Origin of the sequence: Cryobacterium sp. TMT2-15-1 (assembly GCF_004402345.1) — a bacterium.
GTDB classification, from domain to species: Bacteria; Actinomycetota; Actinomycetes; order Actinomycetales; family Microbacteriaceae; genus Cryobacterium; species Cryobacterium sandaracinum.
On sequence record NZ_SOGD01000039.1, the window covers coordinates 1 to 15,535 of the forward strand.

17 protein-coding genes and 1 tRNA gene are annotated in these 15,535 nt (G+C 64.8%); 12 read left to right on the forward strand and 6 right to left on the reverse strand.

Annotation, left to right across the window (positions count from 1 at the left end):
• On the forward strand, nt 1-436 hold a 436-nt coding region (locus E3O62_RS10965), incomplete at its 5' end, for a transposase (protein WP_174720136.1).
• Between the two features lie 447 nt (nt 437-883).
• Here E3O62_RS10965 and E3O62_RS10975 read toward each other — a convergent pair.
• On the reverse strand, nt 884-1,093 hold the full coding sequence (locus E3O62_RS10975; RefSeq protein WP_134394335.1) for a hypothetical protein: 210 nt from the start codon (nt 1,091-1,093) through the stop codon (nt 884-886).
• 370 nt (nt 1,094-1,463) lie between these two features.
• Nucleotides 1,464-1,751 carry a helix-turn-helix transcriptional regulator gene (locus tag E3O62_RS10980; RefSeq protein ID WP_134394336.1) on the reverse strand — a complete coding sequence of 96 codons (288 nt, stop codon included), beginning with the start codon at nt 1,749-1,751 and terminating at the stop codon, nt 1,464-1,466.
• Nucleotides 1,752-1,821: 70 nt separating this feature from the next.
• Here E3O62_RS10980 and E3O62_RS10985 point away from each other — a divergent pair, with 70 nt between their 5' ends.
• Genes E3O62_RS10985 through E3O62_RS11000 form a run of 4 tightly spaced genes read left to right on the forward strand, consistent with a single transcriptional unit; the run spans nt 1,822 to nt 4,401 of the window.
• Nucleotides 1,822-2,652, forward strand: coding sequence for a site-specific integrase (locus E3O62_RS10985; protein ID WP_134398529.1), 831 nt, complete (start codon nt 1,822-1,824; stop codon nt 2,650-2,652).
• Nucleotides 2,649-3,023, forward strand: coding sequence for a hypothetical protein (locus E3O62_RS10990; protein ID WP_134398530.1), 375 nt, complete (start codon nt 2,649-2,651; stop codon nt 3,021-3,023). The genes E3O62_RS10985 and E3O62_RS10990 overlap by 4 nt, the downstream gene beginning before the upstream one ends.
• 30 nt (nt 3,024-3,053) lie before the next feature.
• On the forward strand, nt 3,054-4,046 hold the full coding sequence (locus tag E3O62_RS10995; RefSeq protein ID WP_134398531.1) for a hypothetical protein: 993 nt from the start codon (nt 3,054-3,056) through the stop codon (nt 4,044-4,046).
• A gap of 10 nt (nt 4,047-4,056) precedes the next feature.
• Complete coding sequence (locus E3O62_RS11000; protein ID WP_134398532.1) at nt 4,057-4,401, forward strand: hypothetical protein; 345 nt, start codon at nt 4,057-4,059, stop codon at nt 4,399-4,401.
• 232 nt (nt 4,402-4,633) lie between these two features.
• Here E3O62_RS11000 and E3O62_RS11005 read toward each other — a convergent pair.
• Nucleotides 4,634-4,717 (reverse strand) — tRNA-Leu (locus tag E3O62_RS11005).
• A gap of 239 nt (nt 4,718-4,956) precedes the next feature.
• Here E3O62_RS11005 and E3O62_RS11010 point away from each other — a divergent pair.
• From E3O62_RS11010 to pknB, 7 genes are all read left to right on the forward strand, one after another.
• Nucleotides 4,957-5,706: a DUF3662 and FHA domain-containing protein gene (locus tag E3O62_RS11010; RefSeq protein WP_134394340.1), complete on the forward strand. Its 750-nt coding sequence runs from the start codon at nt 4,957-4,959 to the stop codon at nt 5,704-5,706.
• Nucleotides 5,703-6,287, forward strand: a complete 585-nt coding sequence (locus E3O62_RS11015) for an FHA domain-containing protein (protein WP_134394341.1) — start codon at nt 5,703-5,705, stop codon at nt 6,285-6,287. Before E3O62_RS11010 ends, E3O62_RS11015 begins: the two co-directional genes overlap by 4 nt.
• A gap of 4 nt (nt 6,288-6,291) precedes the next feature.
• The gene (locus E3O62_RS11020) at nt 6,292-7,521 is read left to right on the forward strand and encodes a PP2C family serine/threonine-protein phosphatase (RefSeq protein WP_134394342.1); all 1,230 of its coding nucleotides are present in this window, start codon (nt 6,292-6,294) and stop codon (nt 7,519-7,521) included.
• On the forward strand, nt 7,505-8,911 hold the full coding sequence (locus tag E3O62_RS11025) for an FtsW/RodA/SpoVE family cell cycle protein (RefSeq protein ID WP_134394343.1): 1,407 nt from the start codon (nt 7,505-7,507) through the stop codon (nt 8,909-8,911). Before E3O62_RS11020 ends, E3O62_RS11025 begins: the two co-directional genes overlap by 17 nt.
• Nucleotides 8,911-10,362 (forward strand): penicillin-binding protein 2, encoded by a 1,452-nt coding sequence (locus E3O62_RS11030; protein ID WP_134398533.1) that lies wholly within the window; start codon nt 8,911-8,913, stop codon nt 10,360-10,362. The genes E3O62_RS11025 and E3O62_RS11030 overlap by 1 nt, the downstream gene beginning before the upstream one ends.
• On the forward strand, nt 10,359-12,062 hold the full coding sequence (locus E3O62_RS11035) for a serine/threonine-protein kinase (protein ID WP_134394345.1): 1,704 nt from the start codon (nt 10,359-10,361) through the stop codon (nt 12,060-12,062). Before E3O62_RS11030 ends, E3O62_RS11035 begins: the two co-directional genes overlap by 4 nt.
• Before the next feature lie 63 nt (nt 12,063-12,125).
• Entirely contained in the window at nt 12,126-13,835 is a 1,710-nt protein-coding gene (pknB, locus tag E3O62_RS11040; RefSeq protein ID WP_134398534.1) for a Stk1 family PASTA domain-containing Ser/Thr kinase, read from the forward strand.
• A 24-nt stretch (nt 13,836-13,859) separates the two neighbouring features.
• Here pknB and E3O62_RS11045 read toward each other — a convergent pair whose 3' ends face one another.
• Genes E3O62_RS11045 through E3O62_RS11050 form a run of 3 tightly spaced genes read right to left on the reverse strand, consistent with a single transcriptional unit; the run spans nt 13,860 to nt 15,493 of the window.
• On the reverse strand, nt 13,860-14,498 hold the full coding sequence (locus E3O62_RS11045) for an aminodeoxychorismate/anthranilate synthase component II (protein ID WP_134394347.1): 639 nt from the start codon (nt 14,496-14,498) through the stop codon (nt 13,860-13,862).
• The gene (locus E3O62_RS16590; RefSeq protein ID WP_166786469.1) at nt 14,495-14,656 is read right to left on the reverse strand and encodes a DUF4175 domain-containing protein; all 162 of its coding nucleotides are present in this window, start codon (nt 14,654-14,656) and stop codon (nt 14,495-14,497) included. Before E3O62_RS16590 ends, E3O62_RS11045 begins: the two co-directional genes overlap by 4 nt.
• 9 nt (nt 14,657-14,665) lie before the next feature.
• Nucleotides 14,666-15,493 carry a class E sortase gene (locus E3O62_RS11050; RefSeq protein WP_134394348.1) on the reverse strand — a complete coding sequence of 276 codons (828 nt, stop codon included), beginning with the start codon at nt 15,491-15,493 and terminating at the stop codon, nt 14,666-14,668.
• Nucleotides 15,494-15,535: the final 42 nt, after the last annotated feature.

Consider the following 15,535-nt stretch of genomic DNA (forward strand, 5'->3'; position numbering starts at 1 on the left):
CCTCGCCGTGATCCCGAAAGGATCCCAGGACATGGTCGCCTCGATCATCCGCACCATCTTCGCCCAACCCGACCGCGAACACATCGAGAAACAGTTCCGAGAAGTCACCACCATGCTCGGCCGCTCGCACCCCAAAGTTGCGGCGATGCTCACCGACGCACAACCCGACCTACTCGCGTTCGCTGCTTTTCCGCGGCGACACTGGCGACAGATCTGGTCCACGAATCCGTTGGAACGGGTCAACAAAGAGATCAAACGCCGCACCGACGTCGTCGGCGTCTTCCCCAACGCTGCCGCCCTGCTACGCCTGGCAGGGTCAGTCCTGATCGAGCAACACGATGAATGGGAAGCTGGCGAACGCCGCTACCTCTCCGAAGCCTCCATGCTCGAGCTGGCCACCATGAACAACCCATCGAGGTCCTCGACGAGGCGGTGATACTCCCAGAACTCGCTGCCGCCTAAACTAAACCAACTGACCCGCACGGTGACGAGGAATTACACCACCCAGCGGGACGTGACCCTTCTGGATCGACGAGGAGTGGTTGGACGATGCATTCGTCAAGCTGAACGAATCAATATCTGCGATGAATGACCGGCGACCACCGCTCAGCTTCAGCTGACCCGCACCTCGTGCGTCACGACTGCGCGTTCAGGGATCGCACAAGGAAGCCCATACCCAATCCCCTGCTCTGCGGCTTGCCGTCATCCATCTGCTGCTACTCGCAGTAGCCGGCCTGGGAACCAGGCACCGTTGGCTGGCAAACGCACCGCGGAACATGCCGTTACTGGTCACCGATTCCAGGCTCGCGTTGATGGGGGCCGGGCCACCCGGCTAATACAAGCCTGTTGCGGCTGGCGATGGCTTCGAAAGCGAGGCGCAGCGCTAGCTAGGGCTGTTGCGGTTCGCGGCAGCCGGCCAGTTTCGCTCGTCGGCGAGGATCGCGCGCACCGTGTCGAATCGTCGCGCCCAACTGAATAGATCGGCCAGCTGCATCAGGGTCTCTCCACGTTGGATTCGAATGAGCCGGTCATAGGTGAGGCCCGGCTGTAGCGAGGTCGCACTCTCGCTCAGAACGAACTGCTCGAGGGTCATCCCGCGGACGAGTACCCCTTCACGGACCGCGTTCGCAACTTGGTGCTGTAGCTGCGCGGCGAGAAATCGTGGGTCGTTCTCATCAACGCCCGGTGCGGGGTGAAGCGGCACAGATGACTTGCCGAACTGTTTGCGCACGCCCACTAAGGTCCGCGGTTCGAATTTGAAGCCTCCCGGAACAGCTTGTCTACGCATGCAATCAGGCTATCGAAAAACGCGAATTTGAACGATTTTGACGCTTATTTTGATAGGAAAGACACCAAAATAGCGTGTAATTTACTGTCTGAATGGTGACATTCCCTGTTGTGAAGCTACTTCTCATGAAAACTGAATGCACAGAGTAAGGGTGAATACACCTTCCAACCATTCCTCAGGCCGTCTCGCCCGCACGCGGGGGCCACAGCAAGAGGTGCAGCCCGATCTCGAGTTTTGCGAGCGTCACAATGTCCGGCCAGGACAGGCCATTGAGCACGGCAGCGATAGTGGCCCGGTCAACGCCGGTAACGCGGGCAACCTCTCTAATGCTTCGGTCACCGATGGCTTCCCGCAGGTTGAGCACCAACCGTCGCGCTATCTCGGCGACCGGGTCATCGCTCGGCATCGTCGGCCAGTCGACACACAACTCGTGTGGGGCGACACGAGCTGGGCGCGGACTCATATGCAGAGCCTATCCGCAGCCATCGGCGCGTTCTCGGATTCGCCCCTGTCGGACGCGCATTGAAGCGTTCGTGAAGGACGCCTGTTCCCTCGCCGCTCCCAGGACCACGTACACCGCCTCGTTGCTCCTCACCGTCACCAGCGCGTTTGCGCTGTGGTGCGTGGCTGAGCAGGGCTGGCCGTTGCAGGCCGATGCCATTTTCAGCCGACAGGCCATCGACATGTACTGCAGCCAGGAGAACCCCGACCGTTCAGAGGGCACCCGCCGCAACTACCGTGCGATTCTGATGCGGGTCTCCGAGGTCGTCGCTCCCGAGGAACACCCCGAAACCATGACCCCGTTGTCCAGAAAGCGCATCGCCGCGCCTTATTCAAAGAAGGAAATGGAGGAGTTCTCGCTGTGGGCGGTCGGACAACCCAGTGCGGAGAAGCGACGGCCCGCAATGCTCATGCTTGTGTTCTGCGCGGGAGCTGGCCTCCGCTCCAGCGATGTCAGCACCATCTATCCCGACGACATCCTCGTTGACGAGCTCGGCGTCACAATCACCGTCCGTGGCACCAACCCCCGACTTGTCCCCCTCGAGGGCCAGTGGGAGCCGTGGATGGTCGCGATACTGGCGCAGGTCCCCCGGGACATTCCCATCTGGGGCAAGCCGAACCGCACCCTCGATGGCAAACTCCTCTCCAGCTTCACTCAATACACAGTGGGCCAGAGGCCGCGGGGTGACCGACTACGGGCAACCTGGATTGTCGCCCATCTCCGCACCGGCACCCGAATCAAGGAGTTGATGCGGGCCCTGGGCGTCGACAAGTTCGAAAATCTGCCCCGCTACCTGGAGTACGTCGATTTACTCGACGATGACAGCTACCGGGTACAGCTGCGCGGGGAGGTCACCCCGTGAGCACCATTTCCGACGCAGCGCTGCTCGAACAGCGGATGCAAGCAACATTTGGCATGACCCGCCATGAGTACAAGCGAGAGCGCGCCCGCGGCCCCGTATCGCGCGCCTACCTGACCAATGCCATCCGGATCGTCGACAACTCCGGAGTAGTCACGAAACTGCTCGAATGGCGAGCCATGCGACTGAAGTCGAATGCAGGAGTCAAGCCCCCCATTCCGTTCCGGGCAGTTCTGGTCCTTTTTCTTCTTCACGTCCAACTCGGCTACGGCATCAACTACCATCGCATCGCTGAGACCCTTGACGTCCACTTCGGCGCCGAGGAATTCGTCCTCCTAGGCATCGAGGACCGGTCCGGCGACCACGACGACTGATATCAGCGCCTCTGGCGCTCAGCGAACCGCATGATGAACCTCATCGACCCGCATCCGGCCCCTCGGAACAAGCGACTTAAGCCCAAACCCTTCGCCAAACTCCTCGCCAAGCAATCGACGCCGAAAGCCCTGCAGAAGTCCGAACGCAATCTGGCTCGCCTCGACTGGCTCTGTGAACAGCTCCTCCACACGAGCGTACGGATGCTCCTTGCAGATATCTGGGCCCGATACCACGGCAACATCGCCGCAGACGCCACCCTCATCCCAGGCACCGGGCGACCCAACCCAACAGATAAAGGAATGCGGCGAGGGAATGCCGACCCGCACTCGGGACGGTACCGCCGGGGCGGAAAACACGACGGGCAGGGCGCAAAAACCGACAAGGCGGGCTACGAGCTCGAAATCAGCGTCATGGTGTGGGACAAACCAGGCCAGAACACGGTCTTCCCTTCCCTGATCACCGCGGTTGGGTTCCATCGGCCGGGTGAAATCATCGGTTCTGGGGTCCGACTCCTGGACTCTCATCAGCGACGGGGGTTCACGAGCGGCCTCGTGATCGTGGACCGGGCCTACAACGGAGAGAAACCGCGCAACTTCCACATTCCCGTGCGACAGCGAGGCTGCGAACTCGTCATCGACTACAAGAAGCCAGACCTCGGACTACAAAACCAGTGGCGCGACCTCATCCTGGTCGACGGAAACTGGTACGTCACCTGGATGCCCCAGGATCTCATCGATGCCGCCAAGAACTACAACACCCGGGTGAGCGACCCCCCTCAACCCCGAGAAGCCCAAGCGACAGCTCGACAAAATCACCTTCCAGGCCTACCTCGCCAGACGCGATGCCTACCGAATGAAGCCGAAAGGGCGCCCCGACAAAGACGGATTCCAGCGTTTCATGTATCCCACTCCCGGCACCTACATGGCAATCGACCGTGCCAACGGGAAGCGCGTCGCCAGACCCGTCACACCAGCGACCGTCACCATCCCGATGGATGCTGGAGCCCCAGCCGAACGGAATAAGAACCCCGGGTTGGCCGTGAAGCACCTCCAGAAGTTCGCCTTCAAATCCCCAGAGCACCGGAAATACTTCGGCATGCGCAGCCTCGTCGAGTCCGCCAACAAGACCCTGAAGTCAAAGAATTTCGAGGACCTCGCCAACGTCAGCAAACGGTCCAGTCGCGGGTTCGCCTTCAATTACCTCGCGGCAACCCTCGCCGCAGTCTCATCGAACCTGCGGAGGATATTCGACTTCTTCGTGAAGACCGCGGAACGTGACAGCGGCGAGAGTCTCTCCCGAGAACGCCGACGCAAAGAAGCCACCGGAACACCGCTGAATAAACACAGCGCACTTCCCGCCCTGGCACCGCCGCAGTAGCGGGAACCTCCGCCAATTCCGAACGTCACCCCGCGCACCGAACGCTTCAGCCTGCCTACCAGCAGGCTGGTTGGCGTTTAACCCGCAAAACCCCGAGCGGCGAGCATCGAAACCGCTCCTGACTTCGCTCGGACTCGTTAAATGCAGAAGGCCGGCTGAGCTTTTCTGCTCAACCGGCCTGTTCGCTTGGATTTCATGAAAACCATTCCTGGATTTCCTGAAACACCCACTGTGCGCGAGGGGGGACTTGAACCCCCACGTCCTTTCGAACACTGGCACCTGAAGCCAGCGCGTCTGCCAATTCCGCCACTCGCGCGAACTTAGGCAGATTAGCACTTTCCGAGGGCACAACGCCATTCGAGGCAGGCAGGCCACGCGAACACAGGTCTGCGCGGCGTGGCGAACATCCTGAACACGCGCCCGATAGGGGCCCGACATGGCGACCCGGACTGGCTCCCGTAGGATGACAACCCTCACCGGGTATTGCCCGGCGGGTGAGTTAACACTTGGGACAAGTAACATGCTCATAGCCGAAAGGATCGGATCGGGAGACCTGTGGGCATTCTGGATAGTTTTGAAAAGGGTCTCGAACGCGCCGTCAACGGTGCGTTCGCCAAGACCTTCAGGTCGGGGCTGCAGCCGGTGGAAATCACCTCAGCGCTGCGTCGCGAACTCGACACAAAAGCAGCGGTCGTGTCCCGCGATCGCATTCTCGCGCCCAATCGCTTCACGGTGCGAATGAGCCATGCCGACTTCCAGCGCATGTCCGCCCTCGGCCAGACCCTCCTCGACGAGCTCACCGAACTCGTGCAGCTGCACGGCCGCGAGCAGCGTTACCAGTTCGCCGGCGGCGTCTCGATCACCCTGTCCGCGGATCGCGGCCTCAGTGAGGGCATGGTCCAAATCGACTCCAGCACGATCAAGGGCAGCGTCGCCTGGATCCCCGTGGTCGAGGTCAACGGCAAGCGCTACCCCCTGACGCAGTCGCACACCGTCATCGGCCGCGGCAGCGACGCCGACATCACCATCGACGACTCCGGCACCTCCCGCCGGCATGTCGAGATCCTCTGGGACGGCTCCCGTGCCCAGGTGCGCGACCTCGGCTCGACAAACGGCTCCCAGCTCAACGGTTCACCGGTCACGCAGGCCATCCTCGAGCCCGATTCCGTCGTCACCATCGGCCGCACCCGCATCGTCTTCCGGGTCATCGCGCAGGCATCCTCTTCCGAGCCGGTGACCGAGCGTCGCCGCGACGGCGGCCGCGAACGTCACGACATGGATGGATTCTGGGGACCCACCGCATGAGCGTCAGCGAGCTCACCCTGCTTGTGCTGCGCCTCGGCTTCCTGCTGGTGCTCTGGCTCTTCATCTTCGGCATCGTCTATGCCCTGCGCAGCGACCTGTTCGGCCAGCGCGCCCGCAAGATGCAGGCAGATGTCGCTGGCGCAGCCGGCGCGCCCGCCACGTTCCCGAGCGCCACGCCCGTGCCGAGCGCCACCCAGCCTCCCGCCACCGCGGCCTCTGCGCCGACGGAGCAGTTCACGGCTCGGCCGAGCCCGGCGTTCACCGCCGTGGACGACAAGGCCACCAGCCAGAACGCGACCCGCCTCGTGATCACCTCCGGCCCGAAGGCCGGCACCGAGTTCCCGCTCACCGGCGACTCGATCACGATCGGGCGGTCGGGCGACTCGAGCCTCGTCATCCGTGACGACTACACGTCCACCCACCACGCGCGTCTGATGCTCTGGCACGACAAGTGGATGATCCAGGATCTCGATTCGACCAACGGCACCTTCCTGGACGGCAACCGCTTGGCCGTGCCGACTCCGGTCCCCCTGAACACCACCGTCAAGATCGGCGCAACCAGCTTCGAGCTTCGGCGGTAGCTGCATGGCGACAGTCAGTCACAGCGCGGCCACGTCCCACGTTGGAAAGATTCGGTCCAACAACCAGGACTCCGGATATTCCGGGCGCCATCTCTTCCTGGTTGCCGACGGCATGGGCGGGCACGCCGGCGGCGACGTCGCTTCGGCGATCGCCACCAAACGCATCATGGAAGCTGACCGGGACTTCCAGTCCCCGCAAGACGCCGAGTTCGCCCTGCAGGCGGCGCTGATCGCCGCGAATTCACAGCTCGCCGAGACCGTGTTCGAGCACGCCGAACTCACCGGCATGGGCACCACCGTCAGCGCGCTGATCGTGCTGGAAGACGAGGTGGCGATCGCGCACATCGGTGACTCGCGCATCTACCTGCTCCGCGAGGGCGAACTTTCCCAGATCACGATCGACCACACCTTCGTGCAGAGGCTCGTCGACAGCGGCCGCATCACCGAGGCGGAAGCCATGGTGCATCCGCGCCGCTCTGTGCTCATGCGCGTGCTGGGCGACGTCGAATCGGCGCCGGAGATCGACACCTCCATCCTTGCGACCTTCCCCGGTGACCGCTGGCTGATCTGCTCCGACGGGCTCAGCGGCGTGGTCTCTAATTCGGGCATCGCCGCGGCCCTGCTCACCCCTCTTGACGCCCAGGGCGTGGCCGATCGCCTGGTCAAGGAAAGCCTCGACGGCGGAGCCCCTGACAACGTCACCATCGTCGTCGTCGACATCGGCTCACCCGCCGAACGCATCGACATGCCCACCGTGGTCGGGTCGGCATCCGCTCCCCTCGCCTTCGGCGAGGAGCCCACCCGCGGCCGGGCGCTGCGCATGTCGAGCTTGCGCCTACACCCCGTGCGGGAGACGCACTTCGAGCCTGACTCCCAGGACTATCTCTCGGAGCTGATCGAGGAAGACAATCGCCGCGCCCGCCGCCGCAAGATTACCTGGCTGGTCGGCATCATCCTGCTGGTCCTGGCCATCGTCGGCGCCGGCTTCCTCGGCTACCGGTGGACCCAGTCCCGTTACTACGTGGGGGTGGAAGGCAGCACGGTCGCCATCTTCCAGGGCGTGCAGCAGGACCTCGGCCCTCTCTCCCTGTCCTCCGTCTTCGAGGACACCGACCTGGAGTTGTCCGAACTGCGGGTCTACGACCGGCAGCAGGTCGAAAAAACCATCAGCGCAACCTCCCTCGCGGATGCGTTGCTTATCGTCGAACGGCTCCAAGATGCCAGCGTCCAGTAACCGGTCCACGACGACGGATGCGCCCGCGCGCCCGCCCCGCACGGGTCGCGTGCGCCGACTGCACCTGCCCCAGAAGCTGCGCAACCTCGAGTTGGTCCTGCTGCTCATCGCCTGCGGCATCAACGCGGCCACCGTCGTGCTCGTGCAGCTCGGCGCGCTCGGCCGAATCGACACGACACTGGTGCTGCTCGGCGCCGGCCTGTCGGTGCTGGTTCTGGCCATGCACGTGGTGCTGCGCGTCGTGGCCCGGGAGGCCGACCCGTTCATCCTGCCCATCGCCACCCTGCTCAACGGCCTCGGCATCGCCATGATCTATCGCATCGACCTGGCCAACGACGAGTCCGGCTGGGCCAGCGCCTCCGTGCGCCAGACCGTGTGGAGCGCCCTGGCCATCGGCTGCGCGATCGCGGTCATCCTGATCATCCGCAACCACCGGGTGCTGTTCCGCTACACCTACATCGCCGGGTTCGTCGGTGTGGCACTGTTGCTGCTCCCACTCGTGCCCGGCCTCGGCCGCGAGGTCAGCGGGGCGCGCGTCTGGATCGGCGTCGGATCCTTCGCCACCTTCCAGCCGGGCGAGATTGCGAAGATCGCCCTGGCCGTCTTCTTCGCCGGCTACCTCGTGCGCAACCGCGACAGCCTCTCCATGGTGGGCAAGAAATTTCTTGGCATGCGTTTCCCGCGCCTGCGCGACCTCGGCCCGATCCTTGTCGTCTGGGCGCTGTCCATGTCCGTGATCATCTTCCAGCGCGACCTCGGAACCGCCCTGCTCTACTTCGGTCTATTCCTGGTCATGCTCTACCTGGCCACCGGGCGCCTCAGCTGGGTGCTGCTGGGCATGTCCCTCTTCCTCGGCGGTGCCCTCATCGCCAGCCAGACCTTGGACTACGTCAACGGCCGGTTCCAGAACTGGCTCGACGCCCTCAACCCGGATGTCTACGCGGCCGACGGCGGCAGCTACCAGCTGGTGCAGGGGCTCTTCGGTCTCGCCAAAGGCGGGCTCATCGGCACGGGCCTGGGCCAGGGCCGTCCAGAGATCACCCCCGTCCCCCAGAGCGACTACATCATCGCCAGCCTCGGTGAGGAACTCGGCCTGGCCGGCATCTTCGCGATCCTCGCGCTCTACCTGCTCCTCGTCGCGCGCGGCTTCCGCATCGGCTTCGCCGGCAATGACGACTTCGGCAAGCTGCTCGGCGTGGGTCTCTCCTTCGTCATCGCCCTGCAGTGCTTCATCGTGATCGGCGGCGTCACCCGCGTGATTCCCCTCACTGGTCTGACCACACCCTTCCTCGCCGCCGGCGGGTCCTCCCTCGTCGCCAACTGGATCATTGTGGCCCTGCTCCTGCGCCTGTCCGACACTGTGCGCAACCAACCCAGGCTGGTGGTCTGATGAATCGTGAACTCAAACGAGTGAGCATCGTGGTCCTGCTTATGTTCGTGGCCCTGCTCGTCTCCACGACGATCGTGCAGGTCTTCCAGGCAGACAGCCTGTCCGCGGATGCCCGCAACACCCGCACGCTCTACGACAGCTACTCCGTCGAACGCGGTCCGATCCTCGTCGCGGGCGAGCCGATCGCCCAGTCGATGCCCGCCGACGATGAATACAAGTTTCAGCGCACCTACAGCAATGGGCCGCTCTACGCCCCGATCACCGGGTTCATTCCGCTCAACGGTGCGCCCACCGGGCTGGAGCACTCCCTTAACGGCGAACTCAGCGGAACGTCGGACGCCCAGTTCTTCGACAAGATGAACGCCCTGATCACCGGCCAGAACCCCAAGGGGGCTTCTGTGGAGGTCACAATCGACCCGGTCGCGCAGCAGGCCGCCTGGGATGCCCTCGGCGACCTCACCGGCTCCGTCGTCGTCTCCGAGCCGGCGACCGGTCGCATCCTCGCCCTGGTCTCCAAGCCCAGCTACGATCCGAACCTGCTCACCGTGCACGACAACCAGCAGGTCACCGACAATTATCAGTCGCTGCTGAACGACGACGGTAACCCGCTGCTCAGCCGCGCCACCAAGACTCTCAACCCACCCGGCTCGGTGTTCAAGCTCGTCGTGATGACGGCCGCCCTGGAATCGGGTAAGTTCACCCCGGAGAGCACCTTCCCGAACCCGCCCACGTACCAGCTGCCCGGCTCGTCGGCGATCGTCATCAACTCCGGCGGCGGCACCTGCGGCGGAGGGGACACCGTCACCCTCGCCACCGCCCTGCGTCTCTCCTGCAACATTCCGCTGGCCGAACTGGGTCTGCAGCTGGGCAACAAGGCCATTCGCGACACGGCCGAGAAGTTCGGCTTCAACAGCGACTATTCGATCCCCCTCGACGTGTCTCAGAGCGTGTACCCCACGGTTCTCGACGACGCCCAGACCGCACTTTCGGCCTTCGGCCAGACGGATGTCCGTGCGACGGCCCTGCAGATGGCGATGGTTTCAGCGGCGATCGCCAACGGCGGCCAGCTGATGACGCCCAACCTCGTCGACAAGGTGACCGCCCCGGACCTGAGTCCGATTCAGGTCTTCGAACCGGAAGCGATGAAACGGGTGATGAGCGCCGAAACGGCGGCAACACTGAACCAAATGATGGTCAACGGAGTCCAGGATGGCGCCGCCAGCAATGCAAGAATAGATGGGGTCAAGGTGGCAGGAAAAACGGGCACGGCGGAGAACGCCGAGGACGAGCCTTACACCCTGTGGTTCACCGGATTCGCTCCTGCAGAGGATCCGAAATATGCGATCACCGTTCTCGTTGAAAATGGCGGGGGACTTGGCCAGACAGGGTACGGCAATCTGCTTGCCGCACCTATTGCAAAGGAAGTACTAGAGGCGGTGCTGAACAAATGAGACCCACATCAGGGCTCACCTTCGGGGGACGATACGAGCTGCAGTCCCGGATCGCCATTGGCGGGATGGGCGAGGTTTGGAAGTCGATCGACCTCGTAATCGGTCGCACGGTCGCCATCAAGATTCTCAAGGACGAGTACCTCGGTGACCCTGGGTTCCTCGAGCGGTTCCGCGCCGAGGCCCGTCACGCCGCGCTCGTCAACCACGAAGGCATCGCCAACGTGTTCGACTACGGCGAAGAAGACGGCAGCGCCTTCCTCGTGATGGAACTCGTACCCGGGGAAGCACTGTCCACCATCCTCGAGCGCGAGCATGTCCTCCCCGCGGACAAGGTGCTGGACATCGTCTCCCAGACGGCCGCCGCGCTTCACGCCGCGCACGCCGCCGGACTCGTGCACCGCGACATCAAGCCGGGCAACCTGTTGATCACGCCCGAAGGCCGCGTCAAGATCACCGACTTCGGCATTGCCCGCATCGCCGACCAGGTGCCGCTCACCGCGACCGGCCAGGTCATGGGCACCGTGCAGTACCTCTCACCCGAGCAGGCGAGCGGCCGCTCCGCCTCGCCCACCACCGACATCTACTCGCTCGGCATCGTCGCTTACGAAAGCCTCGCCGGGCGCCGGCCGTTCACGGGCGAGTCCCAGGTCGCGATCGCAATGGCGCAGATCAATGAGACCGCCCCCGACCTGCCCGACACGGTGTCGGAGCCGGTGCGCAACCTGGTGATCTCCTGCCTGGCCAAGAACCCCGCGGACCGTCCGGCCTCGGCCGCGCACCTGTCCCGTGCCGCCGCAGCCCTCCGCCGCGGCGACATCGCGGCCGCTGCGGCATCCGTGCCTGCCATCATGAACGGCGTCACGCCCACCTCCGCGACCATGTTGATGCCCGGCGCCGGCGGAATGCAAGCCACGACCGTGCTGCCCACCGGAGCGCCCGCGACGCGTGCCTCCGCGGCGGCGGAACCCGAAGAGAAGAAGCGCAGCCCGTGGACCTGGCCGCTGATCGGCCTGATCGCCCTGCTCGCGCTCGTACTCACCGGCACCCTGATCGCCCTGTTCACTCAGGACAACACGACGCCGGTGGAGACGCCGACCACGTCGGCACCGGCATCGGTGACTCCGTCGCCGAGCAAAACGCCCACCCCTTCGGCGACCCCGGCGCCCACGCCGACCCCAACGAGCAACACCGTCGAGGTCAGTCTGGCCGACTACCAGGGACTGACCAGCACGGAGGCACGCGACAAGCTATCCGGGCTGGGCTTCGTAGCGGATGTCCAAACCGGCAACGCGGCCACCACCCCGGAGCAGATCGCCGACACCGTCTACGACGTGAACCCCACCGGCCCGGTGACGAAGGGTTCCACGATCACGGTCACGGTCTACGCCCCCGCCGTCACCCCCGACGACCCGACCGCGGCTCCCACCGTCGCCCCCGCCTCGGTCGCCGCCGGAGCAGAGGCCACGGTCACCTGGGCTGCACAGTCCTGCCCAAGCGGCCAGACCCTCTCCGGCTATGAGGTCGTGGCCGACGGCGACGCCGTCTCCCCCGGCCCGATCAGCCCGGACGCTACCTCTACGAAGATCACCGCGGGTCCCGACGCCGGCACCTTCACGGTCAAGTTCCGCTTCATCTGCGGCCAGGTCGCATCGGCCTACTCGGAGTCCAGTACACCCGTCACCGTCACCCCGGCGGCGTAGCGGAGGCTCAGGAAGGTACGGCTAAAATACGGTGATCTGTGTGCGCGAGCTGGGAGTAATGCTTTGACTGATGAAGGCCGTCTGCTCGCTGGTCGTTACCGGGTGGGTGCGCTCCTCGGGCGAGGTGGAATGTCCGATGTGCACATCGGCACCGATTCCCGGCTCGGCCGCACGGTCGCGATCAAGCTGCTCAAGTCATCGCTTGCCGCCGACCCGGCATTCCGCACCCGCTTCCGCCAGGAGGCGCAGGCGGCCGCCCGTATGGCTCACCCCACCATCGTGCGCGTCTTCGACGCGGGCGAGGAGTCTGTCTCCGAGATCGGCGGCCACGAATCGCAGATCCCGTTCATTGTGATGGAGTACGTCGACGGTCGACTGCTCAAGGACATCATCCGCGAGGGCCCGGTTCAGTCCGACGAGGCCGTTCGCATCATCGTCGGCGTTCTGACAGCCCTCGAGTACTCTCATCGCGCGGGCGTCGTGCACCGCGATATCAAACCCGGCAACATCATGATCACCAAGACCGGTCAGGTCAAGGTGATGGACTTCGGCATTGCGCGGGCCATCTCCGACTCCTCGACGACCGTGGCGCAGACCACGGCCATCCTCGGCACGGCCTCCTATTTCTCCCCCGAGCAGGCCAAGGGTGAATCGGTGGATGCCCGCACCGACCTCTACTCCACGGGCGTGGTCCTGTTCGAGATGCTCGCCGGCCGCCCGCCATTCCGCGGAGACTCCGCCGTGGCTGTCGCCTACCAGCACGTCAGCGAGACCCCGGTCGAACCGAGCTCGATCAACTCCCGGGTGTCCCCCGCGCTCGACGCCGTCGTGCTGCATTCCCTGGCGAAGGACCGTTTCGCGCGCTACCAGAGTGCCGTGGAGTTCCGCACCGACGTCGAGCTGGCTGGGGCAGGGCAGATTCCGGAGTACCCCACGTCCGATGACTCCAGCGGCGGGCTGTTCGCTGCTGCCCCGCTGGCGGCTTCCGGCTCCGAGCTCGCGCTCAAGCAGCTCACCGAAGACGAATCCATGGTGCGTACGCAGCGCCGCCCACCCGTGATCTGGATCTGGGCCGGTATCCTCAGCGTCGTCGTCATCGTGCTCTCCGTCATGATCTGGGCCTTCAGCCTCACGCCAAGCGTTGATCTGCCCGACAACTCGCGCCGGGTGCCGTCGCTCACCGGATTCAGCTATGAGAACGCCCAGAATTCGCTTCTGGACCAGGACCTGGCCGCAATCCGGGCCGAGGAGGCCAGCGCCACGGTGCCCAAGGACCAGGTGATCCGCACAGACCCTCCGGCAGGCACGATTGCCCAGCCGACCGACCTGATCGAGGTTTATGTCTCCACCGGCGCCCAGCCGGTCGACGTTCCGGATGTCACCAACCTGCCCCTCGCCGACGCTCAGACCGCGGTAACGGACCTCGGCCTCACCGCGGGGTCGGTCACTCGCGAGAACTCTCCGACCATCGCCGCCGGTCTGGTGCTCCGAACCGACCCAGTCGCCGCGACGACGGAAAAAACCGGCGTCACGGTCGATTTCATCGTCTCCAGCGGCCTCGTAGCCCTCCCCGACCTCGAGGGTCAGCTCCTGAGCGCGGCGATCGATATGCTCGCCGCAGCCGACGTGCAGTTGTTCCCCATCCCCACACCCGATGAGACCTGTCCCCAGCAGGATGGCTCGCCGGTGACCCAGCAGTCCCTGGCTCCGGGCGACGTGCCCCAGAAGTCCGAGGTCACGCTGGTCTACTGCACCGGCCCGGCTGCCGACTGAGTCCCGGCCCGGCGGCTGACCGCCTCAGCTGAACTTCAGAAGGGGAGTGAGGCCCTGGGCCGTCGTCCGGGCGCCGGGCAGTCCGGCCAGAGCCAGCCAGTTGGCCACCATCAGGTAGCCGCCCTCGGTCAGCACCGACTCGGGGTGGAACTGCACACCCAGAATAGGGGCGCTCACGTGCCGGAGCCCCATGATCACGCCGCCCGCCGTGCGTGAGGTGACGATCAGGTCGCTCGGCACGGTGCCGTCGACGACGGCGAGCGAGTGATACCGCGTCGCCGTGAACGGCTGCGGCACCCCGGCGTAGAATTCGCTGCCGTCGTGCGTGATCAGGCTGGTCTTGCCGTGCATGAGTTCTTCGGCGTTGGTGACCGTGGCCCCGAAGGCCTCGGCAATCGCCTGGTGCCCCAGGCAGACGCCGAACAGGGGCTGGCCGGAATCGAGGGCGGCGCGCACGATCGGCACGGAGACGCCGGCGTCGGACGGCTTGCCGGGACCGGGTGAGATGAGCACGCCGTCAAATTCCGCGATGCGCGCCGCGGCCTCCTCCGGCGCGAAGGCATCGTTGCGCAGCACGACCGTTTCGGCTCCGAGCTCCATCAGGTAGCCGTTGAGCGTGTAGACGAAACTATCGTAGTTATCGATGACGAGGATGCGGGTCATGGGCTTCCCACCGTGACTTCCTGATTGTTGACAATGGAATCCACCCATGGGAACCCCCAGGTGGCAAGGACGAACAACACGGCTGTGAGCAACACGAACACCAGCACGATCCGGAGCCAGACCGGTCCGGGCAGAACCCGCCAGAGAGCAGCGTACATTCGAGCCTCCTAGCCCTGGGCCTGGGCATTGATAACGGTCGCGACTTCGGCCGGCGGGCCGGCAGATGTCGGTTGCCACGCCTCGAAGACACCGTACGCGATGATGCGCTCGGCCGTGGAGAGCAGGGGATTGCAGCTCGTGAGAGTGATGAACCGATCGACGGGCGCCACATCCGGATTGTGCGGCACCGGCGCGATCACATCGACCGCGGTCGGGGCGACGTACTCGAGGTCGCGGAACCGGTAGGTGTAGTAGCCGTCGGCGGTCTGAACATAGATCGCATCGCCCAGCTGGAGTTCGTTGATCAGGTGCATGCCACCGCCGTTGGCGCTGCGGTGCGCCGCCAGGGCGAAGTTGCCGACCTCACCGGGCATCTGGGTGTCGGGGTAGTGGCCGATCCCCGACCGGGAACTGTTGAGCACATTGTTGCCAATCCCCTCGGCGATGGACCGGTGATAGTTCGCCCCGAATCGCGGCACGTAAAGCACGGCGAAGGATTGGGCGCTGGGGGGAGCCTCACGGACGACCGGGTCGCCGAAGTCGGTCGGCGCCGACTCCCCCGGGGCGCTTGTCTGCGGGGAATCCGCGGCCTGATCGCGACTGGACCGCTCGTCGTCAATCCAGGTCTGGCTGATCTCGGCTGCCGCCTTCGACTGCTGACCGGCCATAATCATGTCATTCCACCAGAGTTGCCAGCCCAGGAATGCGAGCACCAGAATACCGGCCGTGGTGAGCAGCTCGCCGATGATTCCCACGGCACTGAGTCGCGGGCGACTCTTGTGGCGGGGGGCGTGGCGGGTCGCCTCTGCGGGAGGCTGATCTGCTCGCTCGGACATGGACTCAATTCTAATCGGGGAGGTGGGCCCTCTCTGCCGGGC

Bases quoted from the DNA above. Each gene is read 5' to 3' on its own strand.
- E3O62_RS10975 (WP_134394335.1), bottom strand. From the start codon at position 1,093: ATGACCCTCGAGCAGTTCGTTCTGAGCGAGAGTGCGACCTCGCTACAG.
- E3O62_RS10980 (WP_134394336.1), bottom strand. From the start codon at position 1,751: ATGAGTCCGCGCCCAGCTCGTGTCGCCCCACACGAGTTGTGTGTCGAC.
- E3O62_RS10995 (WP_134398531.1), top strand. From the start codon at position 3,054: ATGATGAACCTCATCGACCCGCATCCGGCCCCTCGGAACAAGCGACTT.
- E3O62_RS11015 (WP_134394341.1), top strand. From the start codon at position 5,703: ATGAGCGTCAGCGAGCTCACCCTGCTTGTGCTGCGCCTCGGCTTCCTG.
- E3O62_RS11020 (WP_134394342.1), top strand. From the start codon at position 6,292: ATGGCGACAGTCAGTCACAGCGCGGCCACGTCCCACGTTGGAAAGATT.
- E3O62_RS11025 (WP_134394343.1), top strand. From the start codon at position 7,505: ATGCCAGCGTCCAGTAACCGGTCCACGACGACGGATGCGCCCGCGCGC.
- E3O62_RS11030 (WP_134398533.1), top strand. From the start codon at position 8,911: ATGAATCGTGAACTCAAACGAGTGAGCATCGTGGTCCTGCTTATGTTC.
- E3O62_RS11035 (WP_134394345.1), top strand. From the start codon at position 10,359: ATGAGACCCACATCAGGGCTCACCTTCGGGGGACGATACGAGCTGCAG.
- E3O62_RS11045 (WP_134394347.1), bottom strand. From the start codon at position 14,498: ATGACCCGCATCCTCGTCATCGATAACTACGATAGTTTCGTCTACACG.
- E3O62_RS16590 (WP_166786469.1), bottom strand. From the start codon at position 14,656: ATGTACGCTGCTCTCTGGCGGGTTCTGCCCGGACCGGTCTGGCTCCGG.
- E3O62_RS11050 (WP_134394348.1), bottom strand. From the start codon at position 15,493: ATGTCCGAGCGAGCAGATCAGCCTCCCGCAGAGGCGACCCGCCACGCC.